This window comes from Alicyclobacillus sp. ALC3 (genome assembly GCF_028751195.1).
In the GTDB taxonomy this organism is placed as follows: domain Bacteria; phylum Bacillota; class Bacilli; order Alicyclobacillales; family Alicyclobacillaceae; genus Alicyclobacillus_L.
Genome location: NZ_CP066784.1, coordinates 1,199,967 through 1,222,748 on the forward strand (window position 1 = coordinate 1,199,967; position 22,782 = coordinate 1,222,748).

At 59.1% G+C, this 22,782-nt stretch carries 18 protein-coding genes and 1 riboswitch; of the genes, 6 read left to right on the forward strand and 12 right to left on the reverse strand.

Annotated features, from left to right (window positions below):
• Positions 1-8: 8 nt before the first annotated feature.
• From JC200_RS05850 to JC200_RS05870, 5 genes are all read right to left on the reverse strand, one after another.
• Positions 9-542, reverse strand: a complete 534-nt coding sequence (locus JC200_RS05850) for a DNA-3-methyladenine glycosylase I (RefSeq protein ID WP_274435258.1) — start codon at positions 540-542, stop codon at positions 9-11.
• A gap of 64 nt (positions 543-606) precedes the next feature.
• On the reverse strand, positions 607-1,431 hold the full coding sequence (locus JC200_RS05855; protein WP_274435260.1) for a GNAT family N-acetyltransferase: 825 nt from the start codon (positions 1,429-1,431) through the stop codon (positions 607-609).
• 156 nt (positions 1,432-1,587) lie between these two features.
• Positions 1,588-2,112 carry a hypothetical protein gene (locus JC200_RS05860; protein WP_274435262.1) on the reverse strand — a complete coding sequence of 175 codons (525 nt, stop codon included), beginning with the start codon at positions 2,110-2,112 and terminating at the stop codon, positions 1,588-1,590.
• Between the two features lie 97 nt (positions 2,113-2,209).
• Positions 2,210-4,342: an ATP-dependent helicase gene (locus tag JC200_RS05865; protein ID WP_274436473.1), complete on the reverse strand. Its 2,133-nt coding sequence runs from the start codon at positions 4,340-4,342 to the stop codon at positions 2,210-2,212.
• Between the two features lie 248 nt (positions 4,343-4,590).
• The gene (locus JC200_RS05870) at positions 4,591-6,444 is read right to left on the reverse strand and encodes an AMP-dependent synthetase/ligase (RefSeq protein ID WP_274435263.1); all 1,854 of its coding nucleotides are present in this window, start codon (positions 6,442-6,444) and stop codon (positions 4,591-4,593) included.
• A gap of 239 nt (positions 6,445-6,683) precedes the next feature.
• Here JC200_RS05870 and JC200_RS05875 point away from each other — a divergent pair, with 239 nt between their 5' ends.
• Positions 6,684-7,427: a PIG-L deacetylase family protein gene (locus tag JC200_RS05875; protein ID WP_274435264.1), complete on the forward strand. Its 744-nt coding sequence runs from the start codon at positions 6,684-6,686 to the stop codon at positions 7,425-7,427.
• Complete coding sequence (locus JC200_RS05880) at positions 7,427-7,900, forward strand: hypothetical protein (protein ID WP_274435265.1); 474 nt, start codon at positions 7,427-7,429, stop codon at positions 7,898-7,900. Before JC200_RS05875 ends, JC200_RS05880 begins: the two co-directional genes overlap by 1 nt.
• Here JC200_RS05880 and JC200_RS05885 read toward each other — a convergent pair.
• From JC200_RS05885 to JC200_RS05895, 3 genes are all read right to left on the reverse strand, one after another.
• On the reverse strand, positions 7,825-9,216 hold the full coding sequence (locus tag JC200_RS05885; protein ID WP_274435266.1) for a homoserine dehydrogenase: 1,392 nt from the start codon (positions 9,214-9,216) through the stop codon (positions 7,825-7,827). The genes JC200_RS05880 and JC200_RS05885 overlap by 76 nt on opposite strands.
• On the reverse strand, positions 9,213-10,415 hold the full coding sequence (metX, locus tag JC200_RS05890; protein ID WP_274436474.1) for a homoserine O-acetyltransferase MetX: 1,203 nt from the start codon (positions 10,413-10,415) through the stop codon (positions 9,213-9,215). Before metX ends, JC200_RS05885 begins: the two co-directional genes overlap by 4 nt.
• Before the next feature lie 88 nt (positions 10,416-10,503).
• On the reverse strand, positions 10,504-11,823 hold the full coding sequence (locus JC200_RS05895; protein ID WP_274436475.1) for a homocysteine synthase: 1,320 nt from the start codon (positions 11,821-11,823) through the stop codon (positions 10,504-10,506).
• Positions 11,824-11,920: 97 nt separating this feature from the next.
• Positions 11,921-12,036: riboswitch (SAM riboswitch) on the reverse strand.
• 181 nt (positions 12,037-12,217) lie between these two features.
• Here JC200_RS05895 and JC200_RS05900 point away from each other — a divergent pair.
• Entirely contained in the window at positions 12,218-13,954 is a 1,737-nt protein-coding gene (locus tag JC200_RS05900; protein WP_274435267.1) for an ABC transporter permease, read from the forward strand.
• Positions 13,955-13,968: 14 nt separating this feature from the next.
• Positions 13,969-15,270 (forward strand): ABC transporter ATP-binding protein, encoded by a 1,302-nt coding sequence (locus JC200_RS05905; RefSeq protein WP_274435268.1) that lies wholly within the window; start codon positions 13,969-13,971, stop codon positions 15,268-15,270.
• Positions 15,271-16,034: 764 nt separating this feature from the next.
• On the opposite strand, the gene JC200_RS05910 is transcribed toward JC200_RS05905, so the two are convergent.
• Positions 16,035-16,232, reverse strand: coding sequence for a hypothetical protein (locus JC200_RS05910; protein ID WP_274435270.1), 198 nt, complete (start codon positions 16,230-16,232; stop codon positions 16,035-16,037).
• A gap of 363 nt (positions 16,233-16,595) precedes the next feature.
• Between JC200_RS05910 and JC200_RS05915 the strand changes: the two genes are divergently transcribed.
• Together JC200_RS05915 and JC200_RS05920 are read left to right on the forward strand one after the other, a co-directional pair.
• Complete coding sequence (locus tag JC200_RS05915) at positions 16,596-17,903, forward strand: glycosyltransferase family protein (RefSeq protein WP_274435271.1); 1,308 nt, start codon at positions 16,596-16,598, stop codon at positions 17,901-17,903.
• Entirely contained in the window at positions 17,900-18,385 is a 486-nt protein-coding gene (locus JC200_RS05920) for an NUDIX domain-containing protein (RefSeq protein ID WP_274435272.1), read from the forward strand. The genes JC200_RS05915 and JC200_RS05920 overlap by 4 nt, the downstream gene beginning before the upstream one ends.
• Before the next feature lie 176 nt (positions 18,386-18,561).
• On the opposite strand, the gene JC200_RS05925 is transcribed toward JC200_RS05920, so the two are convergent.
• The 3 genes from JC200_RS05925 to JC200_RS05935 all read right to left on the reverse strand — a co-directional run bounded on the left by JC200_RS05925 (position 18,562) and on the right by JC200_RS05935 (position 22,778).
• Positions 18,562-20,124, reverse strand: a complete 1,563-nt coding sequence (locus JC200_RS05925; protein WP_274435273.1) for an acetate--CoA ligase — start codon at positions 20,122-20,124, stop codon at positions 18,562-18,564.
• 98 nt (positions 20,125-20,222) lie between these two features.
• Positions 20,223-21,416 (reverse strand): acyl-CoA dehydrogenase family protein, encoded by a 1,194-nt coding sequence (locus tag JC200_RS05930; protein ID WP_274435274.1) that lies wholly within the window; start codon positions 21,414-21,416, stop codon positions 20,223-20,225.
• Between the two features lie 48 nt (positions 21,417-21,464).
• Positions 21,465-22,778 (reverse strand): MFS transporter, encoded by a 1,314-nt coding sequence (locus JC200_RS05935; protein WP_274435275.1) that lies wholly within the window; start codon positions 22,776-22,778, stop codon positions 21,465-21,467.
• Positions 22,779-22,782: the final 4 nt, after the last annotated feature.

Consider the following 22,782-nt stretch of genomic DNA (forward strand, 5'->3'; position numbering starts at 1 on the left):
TGATGGTCTCACCCGTGACTCTGGTGGGCAAGCCAACACTCGTGGTCGTGCGGTGCTGGCAACAGGCCCGTTGCAATCGCAATGCTCTCTGCGGTCGTGGGTCCGACAAAGCGAAAAGTCTTTTGAAGTACACGGAGCAAGTCGGACACTGGCAGGCTAGTAAAAAACCGACCGAGCGACCCGTATTCCCTGATCAAGCTTTGCGCAATCCGGGCGTTTTGTAACGCCGACTCGACTTTTTTCCGGTTGCGCACAATCCCCGGGTCCGCCATCAGGCGCGCCACATCTTCCTCGCCAAACGCCGCCACACGGTTCACCTCGAACTGCGCAAATCCTCTGCGGAACGCTGGTCGCTTGAGCAATATCGTCCGCCAACTCAACCCCGCCTGAAAGGTTTCCAACACAACCCGTTCGAACCAGTCTGCATCTGTCGCAGGCCGTTGTCCCCACTCGACATCATGGTATTGCGCCAACGCGGCATCCGTCACCCACCTGCAACGAACGCGCTCCGGTTGAGGCTTGTCCACATCCACTGTTTCCACAGCGTACTCCCCCTTTTGTGGAGAGTGCCCAGCCACTCCTCGCGAAGTGGTGGGCACCCCCTCACTACCATTCTATCCGTTGTCCGCCGCTCTGCACCCCAGCCTGCAGACCCTGTTGCTGTGGGGGAACCGGGGCCTGGAATTGGTCGGGTTGTGGCCCATACCCAGGAACAGCGCGCATCTGTCCAGGTCCCGCTACACCTGGAGCACCGTACTGTGGCGGCATGCCGTAGGGCGCAGACCCAGGTGGAAGCTGTGCGGGTTGCCCGTACCCAAATGGGGGACCGGGCGGTTGTGCCGGTTGTGCTCTGCTGGCTGCTCCAGCCGTGCTGATAAGCTTCTGAAAGCAGGTGGTGTTCGGATCAACTCGGAACGCTTCGGTGAAGCCAAGTTTGCGCGTAAACGCCAGGCTACGCTCATTTGAACTCTGGACAAAGACCTCCAACACCTGAACGCCGGCCGCCCGCGCTTCGTCTTCCAGGCGCTTCATGACCTGCGTTCCGACGCCGTCTGACTGATACGTCGGTTCAATCACAAGAGCGCTGATATGCATCTTCGCGTCTGGACCCACCAAGTACGAGTAATAACCGATCCGCTTGCCATCTTGCTCAATCAGATACGTAGGTGCCCCGGAGCGAAGGTAGCGCAGGAACTGGTCGCGGGGAAACGGTTCTGCGAACGCCTGCTGGTGGACGGCGCCGAGTTGTTCCTCGGTCAATTGCACCATATACTCATCGTCCTGCGGAGTCCGTGGGCGATACGTCAGTGCAATCGGCTTCTTTGCGACGGTTTTCCCAGAGCGGCGCGGCGCGCGCTTCTTGGCCGCTGCCGGCCGCGTCGCCTGTCCGCGTGCCTGTGCCGTCCTACGACGTGCTGGTTTTTGTTGCATGCGGCTGATGACCTCCCTGGTGCATGACTGCACGAGTGGTACGTTCCCTTCAGCCTATGCAAGCGTGCGGGCGAATGTCATTGGCGAACTGCTGATCGTGACAAACGCCCAAGACTCAGGGAGTCTTCGGGCGCTGTATGGGGTCTCAAAACAAGTTCAGGCCTTGTCCTTGGCAGACTTCCCTTTTCCCTTTTGTTCCTTCTGCGCCGCAGCGGCGGAAGGACGTCGGCTAAACCAGGAGCGTTTTTTCGTCCCAGTCTGCACGCTGCTAGAACCGCTGTCTTTGGTCTTCGGCTTACCAATTGGCGCGACAACGTAGCCAATGTAGTTCCCGGCGACATCCACCTTGTAGCGCCGGTTCGGCTGGATTTTGTCGTACTCCGTCTTCGTGGTTCGGAACGTCACATTCTGCGCCTTGTTCATCTGCACGCCACGGATGGACTGCGACACCGTGATGCGACCCACGACCTGATAGTTCTTAAACTTGGTGTACTTGGTCAAACGCGTTTGACCGCGCTCTTTGACAATGCGTTTGTTCAGCACGAACACTTCTCTTCGCTCTCTGGCTGCTTCGTACTGTTGATCAAACGCTTTCTGCCGCCGCCGAGCCACGAGAAACATCCATACCCACACGCCGGCCAGAACGACGACAATTGCCAAAGTGATAATCCACCGCAACAAGGAACCTGCCCCCTATGCCGATATACAGTAACCTACGATTATTCTAAAGGACTAACGGGCGTTAGTAAATGACAGCTGCGTGGAGCAGGCAAACCCATCACTCAGTACGCTGCACGGGCCTTGCGTAACGCTTCGGAAATACCTTCAGGCCGACAGATGGGTGAAACATCGCTTCAATCTGTGCTCCATCCTCAGCGTTGTCGCGGACGGACAGCACAATGCCTTCCCCGTACTGCGGATGCCTGATGCGATCGCCGGACTTCCAGTCGTACAGGACGTCATTGGTGAGAAAGACACGTGTGGTGTGTGTGTCTGGCAGTTCATCCAGAAACCTCGAAGGATCTCGCAGTGAAACTTGCCCAAACAGCGTCCGTTCACTGCAATGTGTGAGATGAAGCCTGTCTTTGGCGCGTGTAATTCCGACGTAACAGAGGTTACGCTCTTCTTCGAGTCCCGCCTCGTCGTCGAGCGAACGGGCATGCGGAAACACCGACTCTTCCATGCCAATCAGGAACACCACCGGGAACTCAAGGCCCTTACTTGCGTGCAATGTCATCAGTCGCACAGCGTTCTCTGGCTTGCCTTTCTCCTTGTCAACCTCCGACAACAGCGAAACCTCCGCGAGGAACTCCAACAGCGTGCCGTGCCTGCGTCGGTCAAAGGACTGAGTCACACTGAACAACTCGTTGATGTTTTCAAGCCGCTGCTGGTCCTCTTGTTTACTGCTGCTTTCGTACATTGCCCGATAGCCCGTAGCATGCAACACCTCAGCGAGGTAGTCTGTCACAGGCATGCCTTCCATCCACAGCATGAGTTCCCGGAGGGCAGCTGCAAACCGCTCGGCTGCCTCGGTTGCCTCAGATTTTAACCCCACCTCACGGGCACGCGCCAAAGCCTCGAGCAGTGTGACTTCCTGTGCATGAGCAAAGTCGAGCAAGCGTCGAACCGTCTGTTCTCCGAGTCCGCGCTTTGGCGTGTTGATGACGCGCAGTAGCGATATTTCATCCTGCGGATTGACGAGCACGCGCAGGTAGGCGAACACATCCTTAATTTCGCGCCTGTCGTAAAACGTCAACCCACCGACAATCGTGTATGGGATAGCCTGCTCCATAAACGCCTCTTCGACAACACGCGACTGCGCGTTCGCTCGGTAGAGCACCGCGCAGTCACCGTACTGACCTCCGTCCGTAACGTGCGCGGCGACTTGTTCCGCGACATACCGAGCCTCGTCTTCTCCATCTGTGAGTGCGCAGACGATGATCGGTTCGCCCTTGCCACGCACGGCGCGTAGGTTTTTTTCCTTTCTTTGGGTGTTGTTCGCGATGACGGCGTTTGCCGCTTCGAGGATCACGGCCGTGGACCGGTAATTCGTCTCCAGCGTGACCACTGTGGCATCTGGGTAGTCGCGTTCAAAGTCGAGGATGTTCCGGATGTCGGCACCGCGCCACGCGTAAATCGCCTGGTCGGAGTCACCGACCGCGCAGACGTTTCGGTACTTGTCGGCTAACAAGCGAACCAACTGATACTGAGCTTTGTTCGTGTCTTGGTACTCGTCGACGTGCACGTAGCGAAACTTTTCCTGATAGCGTTCGCGCACCTCACCGTGGTTCGCGAAGAGCGCGACTGTGTTCAAAATGAGGTCGTCGAAGTCCATGGCATTCGCCCCAAACAGCCTCGCCTGATAGACTTCGTACACGTCTGCAGCCACGGATTCATTCAAGTTCTTGGCGGCTTGCTTGCGTTTGACCTCACTGCCCGGCCGAAGCTCATTCTTCCAGCGGGATATGATGAACTGGATGGCGCGTGGATCAAACTTTTTCAGGTCAAAGTTAAGGTCAACCATCGCCTGAGACACAGCCTTTGTCTGGTCATCGGCGTCCAAAATGGTAAATGCGTGCGTGTAACCAATCTGCTCCGCTTCTCGGCGCAGAATGCGCACCGCGATGCTGTGAAAGGTGCCCATCCACAAGTCATGCGCGGCGTCGCCCACGAGGGCCGTGAGCCGTTCACGCATTTCCCGTGCGGCTTTATTCGTAAAGGTAATGGCGAGGATTTCGTGGACAGGCACCTGTTTCACAGTCAGCAGGTAAGCGATGCGGCGCGTCAGAACACTCGTCTTGCCACTGCCAGCGCCCGCGACAACCAATACAGGTCCTTCCGTCGTCAATACAGCATGGCGTTGTTCCGGGTTCAGACCCTTGAGCAGTTGCTGCTCTGTCGGCGGCTGCACGGGTCGGCCAGCCTTAGGCCTTCTTCGCCATGTCCGGCCGCGCTTCAACTCTCGGGCTTGTTGCAATTCCATCCACACTCCTGGTCATTGTGCTGTCTATGGTCGCTCTGCTGACACCCGGCTGTTTGGACAAGTGGTACTCTAATCAACTCTACACCACTTGGCAAACGCGTCGCATCACCACTGTCAGACAGGTCCAGAAGGCATAGTTTGGCCGCACCTCGTGAAAACAGGTGCGGCCCGTTGACTCAATCTTGTTCGTACAGCGCATCGATCTCCGCTTCGTAGCGCTTCGTCACGTCCCGTGTTCGCACTTTCAAGGTTGGCGTCAATAAGCCGTTTTCCACCGTGAATGGCTCGTTCGCCACAATCACTTTCTTGGGTTGTTCAAAGCGCGCCAGATTTGCAGTGTCCGCCTGAATTCGCTGCAGCAAAAATTCTGCCCGGTCACCGCCCGCAGCGAATTGCGCAGTCTGCGCCTCAGTCTGTGCACGGTCGCGGCCGGCCGCGACCTCCCTGTCTGTCTCCTCTAGTCGTGCGTCCCCGAGCACCTCTTGGTTCGGTACGACAATTGCGCTCACATACTTGCGGTTTTGCCCGACAATCATGACCTGGTCGATAAACGGGTCTTTCAGAATTTCCGCTTCAACCGCAGCGGGAACGACTTTCTTGCCAGTAGAAAGAATGATCAGGCTCTTTTTGCGGTCGGTGATACGCAGGTAGCCGTCATCCGTCAACTCTCCGATATCGCCAGTGTGCAGCCAACCGTCTGCGTCAATTGCCTCTGCCGTCGCTGCCGCATCGCGCCAGTACCCTGGCGAAATGCTCGGCCCGCGCACCAGCAGTTCTCCGTCTTCGGCGATGCGCGCCGCCACATTGGCCAGAACTTGCCCTGCGAATCCAAGGCGCGGAGCCTCCGGCCGGTTGACCGCAATCACTGGTGATGTCTCGGTCATACCGTAACCTTCGACGACCGTGAGGCCGATAGCTGTGAAAAACTTCGCCACATAGAGTGGCAGTGGTGCGCCGCCCGTCACGATCAAGCGGATGTGTCCGCCGGTGGCCTGACGAATCCGTTCAAACACCACGCGGTCGTACAAAGAGAGCCGCCAGGACCCGACACGGGCCCCGTCCACGCGAGCCGCTGTACCCGCTTTCAGCGCGCGTTCAAATATCCTTTTGCGCCTCGCGCTACCTTGTTCGACTTGACGAAGCACTTGCTCTTGCAATTTTTCAAGGAGACGTGGAACTGTCGTAAACACAGTGGGTGGCATACGTTGAAAGTCTTCGGAAATGAACTGAATCCCACGCGAATAAGCAATTGATGCTCCAACTGAAAACGGTACAAATTGACCGGCCGTTCGTTCGAATATGTGCGACAAAGGAAGGTAGGAGAGGGAACGGTCCGTCGCCCGCAAGGCGATCATCGCAGAGATACCCTCCACATTCGACAGCAGGTTGCCGTGGGTGAGCATCGTGCCCTTCGGGTTCCCAGTTGTTCCTGACGTGTAGACAATGGTCGCAAGCTGGTCCCGCGTCAAGTTCCTGTAGTGAGCTTCCCATTCCGCCTCCGAAAATGCTTCTTCTGCGGTCTGCCACGCACAAAACAATTCCACTTGCCAGCGCTGCCTAGCGTTGCCCACTACGTCCACTGCATGCTCATCTTCCGGGTCTTCGTAGAGTACAACGAACCGCAAACCTGGCATGGAATCGGTCGGAAGCTCCAACAGTTTAGCCAGTTGCTTTACATCTTGCAAGAAGATCCCGCTCATCTGAGATTGATTGACGATGTACTCGATTTGCGGTCCAGTCAAACTCGGATAGACTGGTACCACGACGGCTCCTAGACCCATCACGGCAAAATCCGTGATTGGCCACCAAGCACGGCTCTCGGCGAGCAACCCGACCAAATCGTCCGGACCGACACCGACCGTCTCGAGTTGCCGAGCCACTCTGCGGATATCACGCCAAAACTCTGTGTACGTCCACGCGTCATACCCGCCAGATGTGTTTGGGTCAAGCAACGCCGTCCTCGATGCATGCGCTTGCACAGACTTCGCCAACAGTTCCGGTAAGCTGTGTGTTCCTTCCTGCTGTCCCATCTGATCGCCTCTGATTCCGCCGCATTCCAGTACATAAAGGCGGAGTATTCGGTTGCTGACTCTCCCTGAAGTCTAGCACTCTTACTAGCGTCCTACCACACGTCAGACGATTGTGCGAGTGTTCAGTCACAGCAAAATGCGTGAACTCATCCTTGGACTTATCGTTTGTTCGAACGCGCGTGCTATGATGAGTCCAGACACCACTACCTACATGCCGGGACCTGACAGGAGGCTTCGCCATGACGATTTACGATCTGATGCCTATACCGCAGCTGTTAGACGCCAAACGTGTGCTCTGTGTGCAACCGCACCCTGACGACATGGACATCTCTTGCGGCGGCACACTCGCGCGACTCGCCGACCAAGGTGCAGAAATCACATACCTGACTGTGACGGACGGAGGCGCAGGCAGTCCGGTCCGCACATCTGAAACAGAACTTGCCGCCCTTCGCCGCAAGGAACAAGCTGCGGCGGGAGCGCTCATCGGCGTGCAGAACTATGAGTGGCTTGCCTTTCCAGACCGTGCATTGCTAGACCCGGCTCAAGTGCAAGACGCTGTCATCCGCGCCATCCGCGTGCACCGACCAGACACACTTGTGACCGTTGACCCGTGGCTGCTATATGAGTCACACCCTGCACATCGGACAGTTGGCCAGTCTGTGGCAGCAGCAGCTTTGTTCTCAGGCATGCCGAACATCAGTCCGGAGCAGACGGACGCCGGTCTGCTAGCGCACACAGTTGAACGCGTGGTGTTCACGTTTACAGCGAAGCCAAACACGCAGGTCGACGTGACAACTACGTGGGAGCGCAAGATGCAAGCGATTGCGGCCCACAAGAGCCAGTTTCCAGATTCGACATGGTCGATGTACCAATACTACTTTCAAACGCAGGCAGAAGCCGCCGGAACCACAGCTGGCTATGCGCTTGCAGAGAATCTGCGCGTTCTCTCACCGCTGCATCTGCACTGCAACACGGACGTGTGATGAGACAGCGCAGAAACGGCAGACTCAGTTGGGTGCTTCTCATCGTGGTCGCTGTCGGCTTTTATCTCGTCGAACACCAGAAGGTTCCGACTGTCACTCCACCTGCGCACTACACGTTCGTGGGGAAGGACGTCCGGATTCCAGTGAACATGGCTCGCGCCGCAAACACACAGACCGGTTGGGCGCTCGCGCGGACGAGTCAAGGCTTCTACGTGGCTCTGCTCTATCAGAACGGACAGCTCAGACACCAGTTCCAAGCCACGACAAAAGCCGCCCCACAGCAACAAGGCGGCTCATCGGGACAAACTTACGCGGCAACAGGCCAGGTGAACATGGCTGGGACACTGTACCGCGTAGCAGAGATTCACGTTAGCGCGGATGGAAAGACGGGATACATTCAACTTAATCCGGAGGGCAATCGCACTGGTTCGCAAAACGCAGCGGCACCGTCGAGCGGCAACACTGTTCCGTAGACAGGGTAGCCGCTCGCCGGCACATGCCAGAGCGCCTGCGCCACTTGCTGTACCACAGTCGGTACGAGCTCCCCAGTGACAACCCACGCCGCTTGCGCGTGGGTTGTCGCGATTGGCTGCACCTGCTCGACCAACAGTCCTGGCTGCGCGGCCAACTTGTGGTAAAGCAGCTCTGCTCCAGCTCTGCCCCCGAACCGGTTGTTGCCGCTCGTTTGCAGCGTTACGACGACAGCGCGCGCAGTGGGCTCCGTGAACTTCACAGTCTGTACACTGCCAGCGCCCATGGGCCGCGTGGTGCCAAGCGTCGAAGCGGTCGCTGCACGTGTTGCTCCGCCCACCTGCTCGACAGCCTTCAGCACATCCTCGACAATGGCGCTCGCCGTTGGCTCTGCACCCGCACCTGCGCCTGCGAACAACAGGTCTCCCGCCAAATCACTCGAAACCACCAACCCGTTGTGGACTCCGTCAATACCGTACAACAAATCACTTGGCGCAACTAGGGCAAGGCCTACACGTGCTCGGATTGGACCACCCTGCAGTATCACTTCAACGACATGCTTCAGCTTCCACCCGAGTTCCGCGGCGAGAGCCAAATCTTCACGCCGTACGCTAGCTATTCCGCTGCGTGCAACTGCGTCTGCCGGGACGCTTAGGCCAAAGGCCGTACGAGTCAAGACCTGCAACTTGGCGAGGGCGTCCCAACCATCGACGTCCGCCGTCGGGTCCGCCTCGGCATACCCCGCCGCCTGCGCCTCTGCAAGCGCCTGCGCGAACGACAGCCCATCGTGATCCATCTGCGTCAGGATGTAGTTACTCGTGCCGTTGACAATCCCACGCAGCCCGAAAATGTGATTGGCGCCATAATAACTGTCCAGCACATGCAACACCGGAATCGCCGCACCCACCGCCGCGTCGAACAAGAGCGCACGGCCGGTCGACGTCGCGAGCTCCGACAGCACCTCACCACGCGCGGCGAGCAGTTGTTTATTCGCAGTCACCACGTGTTTGCCGGAGCGAAGCGCCAAGGAGATGGCGTCTTCTGCCGGCGACAGACCTCCCATCGCCTCGACTACAACATCGACATCTGAAGCGGTGACAACATCTTTCCAGTTGGCGGTGAGGAGTAGCGGATCGACGTGCTGAGGACGCGCCCGGTCGACGTCGCGCACCGCGATGCGCACGACCTCGAGTTCCACCCCGGTCCTGCAGGCCACTCTGTGTTTACTCTGTTCCACTGCCCAGACCACACCAGCACCGACAACGCCACAGCCCAAGAGACCGATGCGAATTCTGCGTTCAACTCTCTGTGCGCTCATGAGCGATGACCTCGCAGACGACCCGCAATCAAGGCCGCTACCCGCGACTGTTCGAGCAAGAAGGCGTCGTGCCCGTAGGCCGACGAGAGTTCTAAGTACTCGCAGTCAACACCGCTGTGACGGGCTACTTCGGCTGTTTGCTTCAGCGTCTGTGCACCGTACAGGTAGTCACTGTCGATCGCGACCACCGTCAACTGAGACTCCAAGTGCCGCAGAGCTTGAGGGACGCCGCCGCGGCCGCGCCCGATGTCGTGACTGTCCATCGCCCGCGATAGATACAGGTAGCTGTTTGCGTCAAACCGCCGCAGCAGCTTCTCACCCTGATACTGCAGGTAGGACTCCACCGCGAATTGCGGTTCTGTAAAGGCTGCGAGCGGTGAAAGCGTTGCACGTTCTCGACCCACCTCGAACCACAGCGGGTCCGGTTGTTCCCCCGGAGCAACCGCGGCACTCGCCCTGCCATCCCGTCCAAACCGAGCCAGGTACAGTTCGTCGGTGCGGTACGTCAGCATCCCAATGGCGCGCGCAACGTTCAGCCCTGCCGACGGAACCCGACCTGTGCCATAATAGTTGCCCTGCTGCCAGTCTGGGTCATTGACAATCGCCTGACGCATAGCCTGGTTATACCCAATCGCAAGCGGAGGAAATGCAGCGTGCGCTGCGACGACCACGGTGTGCTCGACCCGCCCTGGCGCCACAAGCGGCCACTCCCACGCCTGCATGCCGCCAAGTGAACCGCCGATGACCAACTGCACGCGCTCGACACCAAGTTGCTCAGTTAACCGGACTTGTGCGCGCACGATGTCGCGCACGGTCACAAGCGGGAAGCGCAGCGCATACGGCTGTCCGTCAGCCGCTAGCGACGACGGTCCTGTCGATCCCGCACAGCCACCGAGCACATTGCTCGCGAGAACGAACGAAGTGTTTGTGTCGAGCAACTTGCCTGGGCCGATGAGCCCACTCCACCAGCCGTCCGGGTTGCCCGGGCCTGCGTGTGCATCCCCGGTCAGGGCGTGGCAAATGACGACCACGTTGTCGCGGGTGGGGGACAAGGTCCCCCAAGCTTCGTACGCGATCTCTACATACGGAAGCACTTCCCCAGACTCAAAGCGAAACGCTTCGAGCCGCTCGACACCGTGGCGGTAAGGCACATCCACTGAGTGATTCACGCTCTGCACCCGCTCTGTGTGTGCGTCCACCGCCAATCGACTCCCTCCCTTCGGCGAACCACTGCCAACTAGCAGTTTATCTAAGCTACTTCAGTCACAGCTTCCACTACAGCTTCAGTCAGGCGGTATGCGCCTGCTTGGCGGCCTGCAGCGCTTGGTCGAGGTCAGCGAGGATGTCATCTACCGTCTCAATGCCAATCGACAACCGCACGAGGTTCGGCGCTACACCTGCCGCGACCTGTTCTGCTGGCGACAGTTGCTGGTGCGTGGTGCTCGCCGGATGTATCACGAGGCTCTTCGCATCGCCCACGTTCGCCAGGTGTTTGAACAACTCAAGGTGATCAATGAACGAAACACCGGCTTCGACGCCGCCTCTGATGCCAAACGTTAGAATCGCACCTTGGCCCTTCGGCAGATACTTCTTCGACAGGTCGCGGTACGGACTCGACGCGAGCCCCGGGTACTGCACCCACTCGACTTGCTCGTGTGCATCAAGGAACTCCGCGACCGCTTGCGCGTTTTGACAGTGCCGCTCCATCCGCAGGGCGAGCGTCTCGAGACCCTGAATGAACAAAAAGGAGTTGAGCGGTGCCACGGCTGGTCCGAGGTCGCGCAACAGTTGCACACGCGCTTTGACCACGTACGCAGGCGCCCCAACATCGCGGACGTACGACACGCCGTGGTAGCTCTCGTCGGGCTCCACCAAGGTTGGGAACTTGCCGTTGTCCCAGTTGAACTTGCCGCCATCGACAATGACACCGCCAATGGAGGTGCCGTGCCCCCCGATGAACTTCGTCGCCGAGTGAATCACGACGTCTGCACCGTGCTCGACTGGGCGGCACAGGTACGGCGTCGCGAACGTATTATCAATGATCAGGGGAACGCCCGCGCTGTGAGCAACCTCTGCAAACGCCTCGATATCAAGCACGTCGATGCGGGGGTTACCAATCGTCTCCGCGTACACGGCCTTCGTGTTCGGGCGAATCGCAGCTGCGACCGCTGCCAGGTCGGTTGGGTCGACGAACGTCACGTCAATGCCAAGCCGACGCAGCGTGACATTAAACAGGTTGTAGGTTCCTCCGTACAAGTTGGTCGAACTCACAATGTGGTCGCCAGCGCCCGCAATGTTGATAATCGCGAGCGTGATTGCCGCCTGTCCGGAAGCGACCGCGAGCGCCGCAACACCGCCCTCAAGCGCCGCAATACGCTGTTCAAACACGTCCTGGGTCGGGTTCATGATGCGAGTGTAGATGTTGCCTGGTTCTTTGAGCGCAAACAGATTCGCAGCGTGCTCCGAGTTGTTGAATTGGTAGGAAGAGGTCTGATAGATGGGCACAGCCACTGCGTTGGTCGCTGGGTCGCCGGTAAAGCCGCCGTGCAACGTGATGGTTTCAAATCCCCACTGTCTCTCGGTCATGTTTCTTGTCTCCTTCTCCATTTGAAATGTGGGCAACTCAACTCCGCTGCCTTTTGAAGCCATCAAAAAAACCGCTCCTGAGAGGAGCGGTACACGAGTCGACCCGACGCGTGCGCTCCTCTCATCTCTCAGGAAACCGAAGTCTCCTGCAGGAATTGGCACCTCTCCACAACTTTTGGTTGTGGTGGTTGCCGGGCTTCATCGGGCCAGTCCCTCCGCCGCTCTAGATAAGAGTTGCAACACCTGTATGCGGTTGATTGATAGCGGTACTATATCACCGACAAAACAGAGTGTCAATTACCGTGTTTGGACCGACGCAGGCCACAACACAGGACTCCGACGACAACCTGTTTGCTTGTCACGCCGCATCCTGCATGATACATTCTGCTTGGTGCGTAATCGGGAGGTGAGACCGTTGAAGCGGACATGGGGTACCCTCATCACCGTACGTCGAATATCGTGGGCCGACGGTCTCGTGGCAATTTTCATTTTCGCCCTCCTCTACCTCGTCGTACGCTTGACGGCGGACATGAACGTGCCATTTTCGCTGCGGCACGAACCGAAAATCTCACTGTCCTGGTGGATGCTGCCGTACTATTCAGCGCGCTCTCTCCTGCGCATGTTCATCGCATTTTTCTTCTCGCTCATGTTTACCTTTATTTACGGCCGTGCAGCTGCGCGCAACAAAACCGCACAGAAGATTATGATCCCGATTCTCGACATCCTGCAGTCCATCCCCGTCCTCGGCTTTTTGTCAATTACGGTGACAGGGTTTATGGCACTCTTTCCGCACAGCCTGCTCGGCCTGGAATTTGCTTCGATCTTCGCAATCTTCACCGGTCAGGCGTGGAATATGACCTTCTCCTTTTACCAGTCTGTGTCGACCGTCCCACGCGAACTGAGTGAAGCAGCGTCGATGAACCGGCTTGACGCGTTTGGGAGATTCACACGTCTCGAACTTCCGTACAGCATGATTGGCCTGGTCTGGAACAGCATGATGTCGTTTGGCGGCGGCTGGTTTTTCCTTGCTGCCAGTGAAGCGCTGACGGTCGGCCACCACACAGTGGAACTCCCCGGAATTGGGTCTTACATCGCCACAGCCATCGAAGATGGAAACACCCGAGCCACCGTTTACGGCATCGTAGCCATGATGTTGCTCATCGTGATCGTCGACCAGCTGTTCTGGCGCCCCATCGTTGCGTGGTCGCAAAAGTTCAAAATGGACCTGAGTGGCGCTGACGACGCACCGAAGTCTTGGTTTTTGCAAATCCTGCGCCGCTCACGTCTTGCCGAGTGGGTGTCCACGGCTGTTTTCGGCGCTGCTTTTCGCGCACTTGATCGTTTCATTGTGATGTTCGCGCGCCGGCGGCCGAAGTTTCGCGGCACGCACTCCAATGCACGGCTGGTGCGGCGTGCATTTCTGTGGCTCGTGCTGGCGGCGCTGACGGTACTCGTCGCCATCTACGGCGTGCTTGGCGTTCAAGAGGTCGCGCGACTTGGCATCACGGAAATTCTTCACATCATTGTGCTCGGCGCATACACGCTCAGTCGTGTGCTGGCGTCGACGGTACTCGCCATCGCCTGGACAGTGCCAGTGGGTGTCGCCATTGGACTCAACCCGCGAGCGTCGCGCATCGCGCAACCGCTCATTCAAATGATGGCTTCATTCCCGACGAACACGATCTACCCACTCGTGACGGTCATCTATATCGCGCTTGGCATCAGCTTTCAACTAGGCGCCGTACCGCTGATGATGCTCGGTACGCAGTGGTATATTTTGTTTAGCGTGATCGCAGGATCGATGTCAATCCCGAACGACCTCAAAGAAGCGACCAGAGTACTCGGCCTGCGCGGGTGGGAACGTTGGAAACGGCTGATTTTACCGAGCATCTTCCCCTACCTCGTGACCGGGTGTATCACTGCGAGCGGCGGTGCGTGGAACGCGAGCATTCTCGCTGAATTCGTCACATGGAAGAACCGCGTGCACGCCGCATCCGGTCTCGGCTCGTTTCTCGACATCACCGCTGCCGACCACCACTGGGCGGACTTCATTGTCGGGCTGATTGTGATGTCTGCATTCGTCGTGCTCGTGAACCACTTCGTTTGGCGGCCCATGCACCGCTTGGCGGAGAACCGCTTCCACCTCGATTGATGGAGGGATGAACGATGAGCGTATTGCTCGAGTTGAATGAAGTCAGCAAGCGCTACGACGCGCCGGAGGAACAAAAGGTCACGGTGCTCCAGGACATCGACCTGTCCATCGGTGAGGGTGAGTTCGTGGCGATTCTGGGGCCATCGGGTTCGGGTAAGTCGACACTGCTTCGCATCATCGCGGGGCTGGTGAAATCGACCTCTGGCACGGTCAGTTACCTCGGCCAACCTGTGGTTTCTGCAAACCCCGGCGTCAGCATGGTGTTTCAGTCGTTTGCACTGTTTCCGTGGCTGACCGTCCTACAGAACGTGGAACTTGGCCTGCGCTACAAGGACTTGTCGCCGACGGATAAACGCAGTCGGGCACTCGACGTGATTGACATGATTGGCCTAGACGGCTTCGAAGGCGCCTACCCGCGCGAGCTCTCCGGTGGCATGCGCCAGCGCGTTGGACTCGGCCGCGCGCTCGTGATGGAGCCGGACATCCTGCTCATGGATGAGCCGTTCTCCGCGCTCGACGTGCTGACTGCGGAGAACCTGCGCCGTGACCTGCTCGAGCTGTGGCTCGAGAAGAAAATCCCGACGAAGTCGATCATCATGGTCACGCACGGCATTGAGGAAGCGGTGTACATGGCAGACCGCGCTGTGGTGCTGTCGCGCGACCCGGCGACCGTGATCGCAGATATTAAGATCACGCTGCCGCACTGGCGCGAGCGCAAAGACGAGGCGTTTACCAAACTCGTCGACCGCATCTACTCAATCTTGACATACTCCCGCGCCAACGAGACGACCAGTGTCCAGAAAAGTGAAGCACAGAAGAAGTACACTCCGCTCCCACACGTGCCGTCAGGCGCCTTGACTGGGTTTCTGGAGTTGCTCGACGACCTCGAGATTAAGTCGGACCTCTACAAACTCGCGGATGAACTGATGTTCGAACTCGACGACTTGTTGCCGCTCGTCGAAGCTGCGCAGATGCTCGGCTTCGCCAACGTCAGCCACGGCGACATTTCGCTGACGGACGTCGGCAAGGACTTCGCTGCGACCAACGTGCTCGAACGCAAGGAGATGTTCCAGACGCAGCTACGCTCGCGCATCCCCATCTTCGGGCGCATCCGCTGGGTGCTCGAGTCCAAGCGCAACCGCCGCATGCCGCGCGAGTTCTTCCTCGAGGTCATCCGCAAGAGCGTCGGTTCAGAGGCGGCCGAGGGACAACTCGACACAATTATCGACTGGGGCCGCTACTCCGAGTTGTTCGCCTACGACGAGAGCTCACGCACGCTCTACCTCGAAGACGAGGACGAACTGCAGGCGGAGTAAACGAGAGTAGGCGGGCGGCCTGCGGGCGGACTGCGGACTGCGGGCAGCGGGCAGCGGAGGGAGGCCTGCGGGGGGCGGCCTGCGACGAGCGACGAGCGGCGGGCAGCGGGCCCGCGGAGGGCGGCCTGCGGCACAGGACAGCTTATCCGCGCCGATGAACGGGATCCGGCGCCAAACCGGCCTCTGAGCAACCTGCGGAGGGCGGCATTACGGCAAAGAACAGCTTATCCGCGCCGATGAACGAGATCCGGCGCCAAACCGGCCTCTGAGCAACCTGCGGAGGGCGGCATTACGGCAAAGAACAGCTTATCCGCGCCCGATGAACGGGATCCGGCGCCAAACCGGCCTCTGAGCAACCTGCGCCCCGCGCCATTACGGCACAGGACAGCTTATCCGGGTCAATAGGCCTCATAGACGAGCATATAAACCGCCCGAAACAGCTTATCAGTCATTTTCGGACCCCGATCGGGCCTGAAATGCGGCCTTAAGCGGTGGCGGGCGGCTTATTAAGTCCGCGGCACCCCCAAAATCGCGATATAAGCGGTTATGTGCGGTTAACACTGCCCACCGGAACCGGAAACACTGCCCGTTGGAACCGGAAACACCACCCGCTGGAACCGGAAACACCGCCCACCCCACCGCAACCGGAAGCACCGCTGCCCCGCCCGTGCGAATCGCGGTTGCCCGCGGCTGATGTAGAACGCGCACACCCCCTGTTCATCCGCTACTGCCCACTCGCCCGGATACACCGCCCATCGCCCTTGCTACAGGGTCCGATAGTTGCGTAAGAACGCCGCGACATCGCTGTACCGGCCATCCCTGTTGGCGTACTGGACGTACTCCTTCACCGTTCGCAGCCAGTTCACCGTCGACGGTTTGGTATCCACGATGACTACCTCCAGGTCGCAAATCTCAATCTCAATCGGGCGTTCGATGCCGCTTTCGAGGATCCCGTTCACCACCCGCTCCCTCGCGACCTCCACGACGTGTTCGATGTCTACGCCAGAGTACAGGTCGGTGTGGTGGGCGGTGGCGTCGATGTCGATGCGGCTAAGTGGCCGGTCTTCGAGCTTCAGCCGGAAGAGATGCGCGGCGGGCCGGTAAATCCGTAAATCCGGGGGCGCGACGAAGGTCAGCTCGTCGAAGCGCCACCGGCGTTTGAAGGCGGGATCGACATCTTACTGCGTACTCGTCCGTCCAATGAGGAGAATCGCGCCCATCTCCGTCGTGGCGGCCCCCATATCACTACCTGCCTCTCATCTATCGCGGCCATTGTGACGAGAGTAAGTCTACTATCGCAACCGCAATATTGGGGAACCAAGAACTTGACGCCAGTTGGACAGCACTGGTTTAATGAAGTGATCACACGCGGGGAGTTGGTTGATTTGGTGAAGCAGCACGCGGCCGACACCGCCGCGGCAGAGACGCCTACCATCGTCTTGACCTCGGCAGTCGCCTGGGACGGCATCACGGCCAGACCGCAGCATTTCGCCCGCGGGCTCGCGGAGCGGGGCTGGAACGTCTTGTTTGTGGACGGGCCCATCACCTGGCTGAGCCCGATCAAGAACCGCGATTTACGGGACCGGGCGTGGCCAAATCCCCCTGTCCGGACACTTACTGTCAATCCCGCCAGCGCGGGCCAAGGGGCGGCAGACGCCACCGGCAGCCTTCGCGTTTTGTCTCCGTTCGCAACACTCCCTTTTGGCAACATGGAACGCGCCATCAACCGCTTCAATCAGCGCCTGCTCGCGTTGCAAATTTCGCACGCTGCGCCGGGGCCGTACATACTCTTGTCGATGCTGCCTGGGTCGGCTGACCTGTTAGCGTTTCTCCACCCGGTCGCATCGGTCTACGACTGCGTCGACTTGCACGCGCAGTTTCCCGGGTTCGTCCGTCCTCATGTGGTCGACTTGATGGAGTGGGACATGGTCAGCCAGAGCCGCGCTGTGTTCGCCACCGCGGGTAACCTCGACAAGCGCATGCGCCAGTGGCACGCCAACGTGACGCTGTTGCCAAATGCAGCGCAGACGGAGCACTTTGCCACCACCGCAAGCGCTCCCGTGCACCCGCTGATTCGTGAGTTGCCGTCACCGCGGATCACGATGTTCGGCGGCATCGGCAGTTGGATTGACCAAACGTTTTTGTGCGACCTCGCCGACGCTCGACCCCACTTGCAAATCGTCCTTGTCGGACCGATTGAGACAGACGTCAGCCGACTTCGGCAGAAACCGAACATCCACCTACTCGGACGGCAACCGTACGGTCAACTGCCGCAGTTTCTCGCTGGCAGCGACGCCACACTAGTCGCGTTTAACCCTGCCGACAAAGTCGCGCAAAGCGTCAATCCGGTCAAGGTATACGAGTACCTCGCCGCTAACCGCGAGGTCATTGCCACTCCAATTCCGGAGTTGCAGAAGTTATCGGACTCACTGTGGATTACTCACACTGCCCGGGATGCTGCCGAAGCCATCGATCGAATCCTCGCTGGTGAGCGGCGGATGCCAGATGCAACGGAGCGCCAGGCCTTTGTCGACGCCAATTCCTGGCATGCGCGCGTCAGCGTGATCGACGCCACCTTGCGACACATCCTTCCAGTCAGTGTCCTCGCACCGAGAGAGGAGCTTTCGTTGTGACTCGATATCTCAACCAACTCGTGTCCAGTAGTATCGGCACCGTCGTGGATGAAGAAGGACGGTGTCTGATGATTCAGCGCACTAAGGCCCCGTACGTTGGTCGCTGGGCCATGCCAGGCGGCAAGATTGAAGTGGGTGAACACCCGGAGCAAGCGATCGTGCGCGAGTTTTTTGAAGAAACTGGACTAGCAGCGGAGATTGTCAACTTCGCAGGAACAGTCTCCGAAGTGATTCCCGTCGATGGCGGAGTCAACCACTTCCTGATGTGTGTGTTTCGTCTGAGCGTTGTCGGCGGACAGTTACGCGAAAGCGAGGAAGGGCCGCTGGCGTGGCTGACGCAGGACGAGATCAGAGAAAAAGGCATCCCCTCGGATGCCTTCATTACGTCGCAAATGGTATGTGCCGCCACAGGGGCAAGCCCGCGGTTAGTCTCACTTCGCGGCTCAGAGGACAGATTCAGCATCGTCAGCCGCTTCGAGTAGGCGCGGCGACCCGGCACCGCAGTCCCGCAACGGCACTCTCTGCGGACCCGGCGCCGCAGCGCCGCAGCGGCATTCTATGCGGTAGCCGCGCACCGCACTCGGTCGCAGCACTTTCTACGCACTCCGGCACAGCCCATCGCGCGGCTCAGCGTCCTCAGCCTGGGACCGTTCTTTCGTCAACGCGAGACCTCCGCCGTGTCGCGTTGACGCAGTTCCACGCGGCGAATCTTGCCGCTTGTCGTCTTCGGCAGGCTCTCGACAAACTCGATGGCGCGCGGATATTTATACGGCGCCGTCACCTGTTTGACGTGTTCCTGCAGCAGCGCCACGAGTCCCGGGTCTTCCGCGTCCTCCGGTCGGCGCAAAATGACGTACGCCTTCACAATGTGACCACGCTCTTCATCCGGGCACGCTACGACTGCGCACTCCGCCACTTTCGGGTGTTTGACGAGGGCGTCCTCGACTTCAAACGGGCCAATCGTGTAGCCTGCGGAGATGATGATGTCATCTGCCCGGCCCTCAAACCAGAAGTAGCCATCCTCATCCATCCGTCCCTGATCGCCCGTGATATACCATTCGCCGCGAAAAGCCTTCTCTGTCCGCACTTCGTCGTTCAGGTAGCCGCGAAACAGGGCAGGAAACGACTTGTGCACGGCGATGTGGCCAATCTCTCCAGGCGCGAGGATTTCTCCAGCGTCGTCGACAATCGCGATGCGTGTGCCAGGGAAGGGTTTCCCCATCGATCCCGGACGCACCTCCATGTCCTGCAACGTACCGACGAGTAGACTGTTCTCCGTCTGGCCGTAACCGTCGCGAACGGTCACATCAAACTCGCGCTGGAAGGTTTCAATCACCTCGCGGTTAAGCGGTTCACCAGCCGAGCAAGCTGAGCGCAGAGTGAGGTGCCGCGATGGCAGGTCATCGAGCTTCGCCATTAGGCGGTATTCGGTCGGCGTCGCGCACAGCAACGTCACTTTGTACTTCTCGATCATATCCAGGTAGACGTCCGGGGAGAACCTACCCTCGTAGACAAACGCCGTGGCGCCGTTGCCAATGGTGGATACAAACGGACTCCACACCCACTTCGCCCAACCAGGACCAGCAGTCGCCCAGGCGAGGTCGGTTGGCTGGGCGTCAAACCAGTAGGTGCCTGCCACCGCGAGGTGTTCCCGCGGCCACGCGTACGTGTGCATAACGGCTTTCGGACCGCCCGTAGTGCCACTGGTGTAAGACAGAAACGCCAGGTCGTCGTCCTTCATATCGGCGATTGTCGACAGGTCTGAGCCTAGTTCCAACACAGATCCAGCATCCGTCCAGCCCTCGACCTCACTGCCAACGCTGAAGAAGAACTGGAGACTCGGGCACGTGCCGCGAACCACGTCGACCTCACTTGTCAGCGTGTGATGCGCAACCACGACGTTGACTTGTGCGTGTTGCACGCGGTACTCGATATCGTTCGCGCGCAACATCTCCGACCCAGGTAGAACCGTTACACCCGCCTTAAGCAGTGCCACGTACGTCAGGTACGGCTCAATCCCGCGCGGCAGCAAGACCAGCACGCGGTCATGCGGTCGTACCCCCATCCGCGCCAGGCCGCTTGCCAAGCGGTCTGTCTGCTTCCGCAGTTCCCCGTAGGTCAACCGACGCTCCGTGCCGTCAGGCCGGACCGCTAACACAGCCAATCGGTCCGGGTTCTGGCGCGCAATTTCGTCAATTGCGCGCGCAAAGTTGTACCCCATCTTTAATCCCCCGTTTCCTCTCCACCATCGGCAGCGCGGGCTCGCGCCGCCGTGACGAAGTGGCTCTGATTAATTTCTACTCAGCCACAGAACTCCCTTCAGTTGTTACGCCTTGCCGCCAACACAGTCTGTGCCAGCGACTGTAAGACCACATCTTCCATCGGTGGGTTGTGCAAGCCTGCTCTGACGTCACGGTACATTCGTTCGAGTGGTAAGTCGCGCCAGAGACTTCTCGCGCCGACGACGCGCATTGCGAGATCGACGACCTCAAGTGCCGTGTTCGTCGCAACCATCTTGACTGCGCCCATTTGCGGCCGCAACTGTCGTCGCACCTCCGGACTCGCGTCATCAAAGCGCTGTGCCAGGTCATACATCAAGGTGCGTGCCGTAAGCAACTTTAACTCCATCTCGCCGAGTTTCGCCGCCACATGGGGAACTTGCGCAATGGGGTGCGGCAGGCTGTTCGGCTGGTAGGTCGCCGCGTACTCCACCGCGAAGTCCCTCGCGCCCAACGCAACACCGAGGTAGCAGGCGGGTATGTGCAGCATCCAGCCCCCGCCGTCGAGGTTTCGCCGTGACTTATCGCCGGGCTCAAGGGTGTCCACCAGTCGGTCGGCGGGAACAAACACGTGATCGAGGACAATATCGTGACTGCCCGTCGCGCGCATCCCCATCGTGTTCCACGTCTCGACAATCTGCACGTCTTGCCCTCGGACCAAGAACTCGCCAATTGTGTTGCTGCCCTCAATGCCCGCCGTGATGAGAATCCAGTCCAGAGCGGGGGACAAGGTGCTGAACGTCTTACGGCCAGTCACCTGATATCCGCCGTCCACCGGCACCGCCGTCGTCTCCGGTCGGCCACCGCGGCTCGGGCTCCCCGTCGCCGGCTCAGATGCACAACTGTTGATGAGCGCCCCGTTTGCCACTGCGGTCGTGCACACCTCAGCAAACAGCGACTGTGGAAACGCGCCGCTGGCACGCAGGTTCAAAATCATACCGACATGCCAGCCAATCGCGAGCGCTGTAGACCCGTCCGCGCGCGCCAGCGCCTCTTGACATAGAAGCATCTCGTAGAGGCTAATTTCCTCGCCTCCAAACTCCTTTGGCACAGTCCAACGCGTATACCCGAGGTTGCGCAGTTCGTCGATGTTCTCATGCGGGAAGCTGCCTTCTTCATCGTGCAGAGGTGCTCGCTTGGCAAACTCTGCTGCCCGGTCGCGGAGCGCCACTACGTGGGTGCGTTCTTCCTCTGTGCGGATGAACCAGTCCTCCCCGAGTCGCTGTACGCCCAAATCACCGCCTCCTATTGCTACTATTCTATGCGCTGAGTCTACCTCCCATCAATGCCGGAACTCTGGCAACAGCGTCGCCCCGACAAAGCCGACGAGGGAGAAAACAGTGGGTACCAACAGACCCATCGCCATCGCGTGCGCTGTAGCTGGAACTCCAGAAGCGGACGCTGGACTCGCGGAATCGACCACGGCTCCGTACAAAACTGGGAGCAGGACCGCACTCAAAAAACCTCCTGCGTTTGCAAAGCCGGACATCACACCACTTTGCGATGGTTCGGTCTGATCCCGGATGGCCGCAAACGTGAGCAGACTACCCCCGTTGCCAAAGCCAAGCACAAACATCTGAAGCGCCGTGACGACGACTGGGAGGTGGCCACCGCCCACCCACATGGTCACCCAAGCGAGAACGGCCAGTCCCTGCAGCCACAAGTACGGCATCCGCCGGCGCCCCAAGCGGTCCGAAATTACCCCCGTTACAGGTCCACCGACAAGAGCTCCAACAAATGCGATGAGGGTAAACCAGGCCGCTTGCGACCTGCCAATGTGGTAGGAAGCGATAAAGAATGGCACAGCCCACAAACTGACAAACCCCATGTACGTTCCGACGATGCCAAAGTGACACGCGAATGTCGCCCATGCGAGCCGCGCCCGCACAACACGACGCAGAACTTGTAGCACCGGGACGTACACAATCTTTGGCGCCGTACTTGTCTGCGCCGGATGCGCCACTACAGCACGCGGAAGCGCCCCCACTGTGCGGCGCCTGCGCAGTAGTAAAACTGCTGCTAGGCAACCTACTAGTAATAGTGCGAGGCCAAGCAGAAAAAACGGTTGTCGCCACCCGACTGCGGAGACCCAAGCAGCAAAGGGCAGGGTAGTCAACAGTGCGCCAATGTTCCCACCTGTGCCAACGAGGCCAAGCAACACACCGAACTCCTGCTGCAAAAACCGTTTGGCGAGAATCAGCACGATATTGACCCAGATGAGCGCGTCGCCAAGCCCCACTACCGCTCGCCCAATGAGCAGCCACCCGAAGACATGCGCCTCGGAGAATATCAGTGTACCGACGCCATCAAACATAACACCGGCGACAAACAGTCGCTCCGGTCCGAAGCGGTCTCCGAACAGGCCGACCGGGATCTGCAACAGCATGTACAGCAAGTACTGAATGCTCGTCATCGTGCCAAGAGTGGCTGCGGTGACGTGGAACTCTGTCTGTAAGTGGTTTGTGATGAGACCGGGGCCGGTGCGCTGGGCAAACACCAGCAGATACGCCAGCGCAACCACACCAAATACCGCCCAACGCTCCTTCGACAGTCCTTGAGAGACGTCTGCGTCAGACGCGTTCGATTCTGTTGTCATCGCT

Bases quoted from the DNA above. Each gene is read 5' to 3' on its own strand.
- JC200_RS05875 (WP_274435264.1), top strand. From the start codon at position 6,684: ATGACGATTTACGATCTGATGCCTATACCGCAGCTGTTAGACGCCAAA.
- JC200_RS05895 (WP_274436475.1), bottom strand. From the start codon at position 11,823: ATGGAGAAGGAGACAAGAAACATGACCGAGAGACAGTGGGGATTTGAA.
- JC200_RS05935 (WP_274435275.1), bottom strand. From the start codon at position 22,778: ATGACAACAGAATCGAACGCGTCTGACGCAGACGTCTCTCAAGGACTG.
- JC200_RS05880 (WP_274435265.1), top strand. From the start codon at position 7,427: ATGAGACAGCGCAGAAACGGCAGACTCAGTTGGGTGCTTCTCATCGTG.
- JC200_RS05905 (WP_274435268.1), top strand. From the start codon at position 13,969: ATGAGCGTATTGCTCGAGTTGAATGAAGTCAGCAAGCGCTACGACGCG.
- JC200_RS05925 (WP_274435273.1), bottom strand. From the start codon at position 20,124: ATGGGGTACAACTTTGCGCGCGCAATTGACGAAATTGCGCGCCAGAAC.
- JC200_RS05870 (WP_274435263.1), bottom strand. From the start codon at position 6,444: ATGGGACAGCAGGAAGGAACACACAGCTTACCGGAACTGTTGGCGAAG.
- JC200_RS05885 (WP_274435266.1), bottom strand. From the start codon at position 9,216: ATGAGCGCACAGAGAGTTGAACGCAGAATTCGCATCGGTCTCTTGGGC.
- JC200_RS05855 (WP_274435260.1), bottom strand. From the start codon at position 1,431: ATGCAACAAAAACCAGCACGTCGTAGGACGGCACAGGCACGCGGACAG.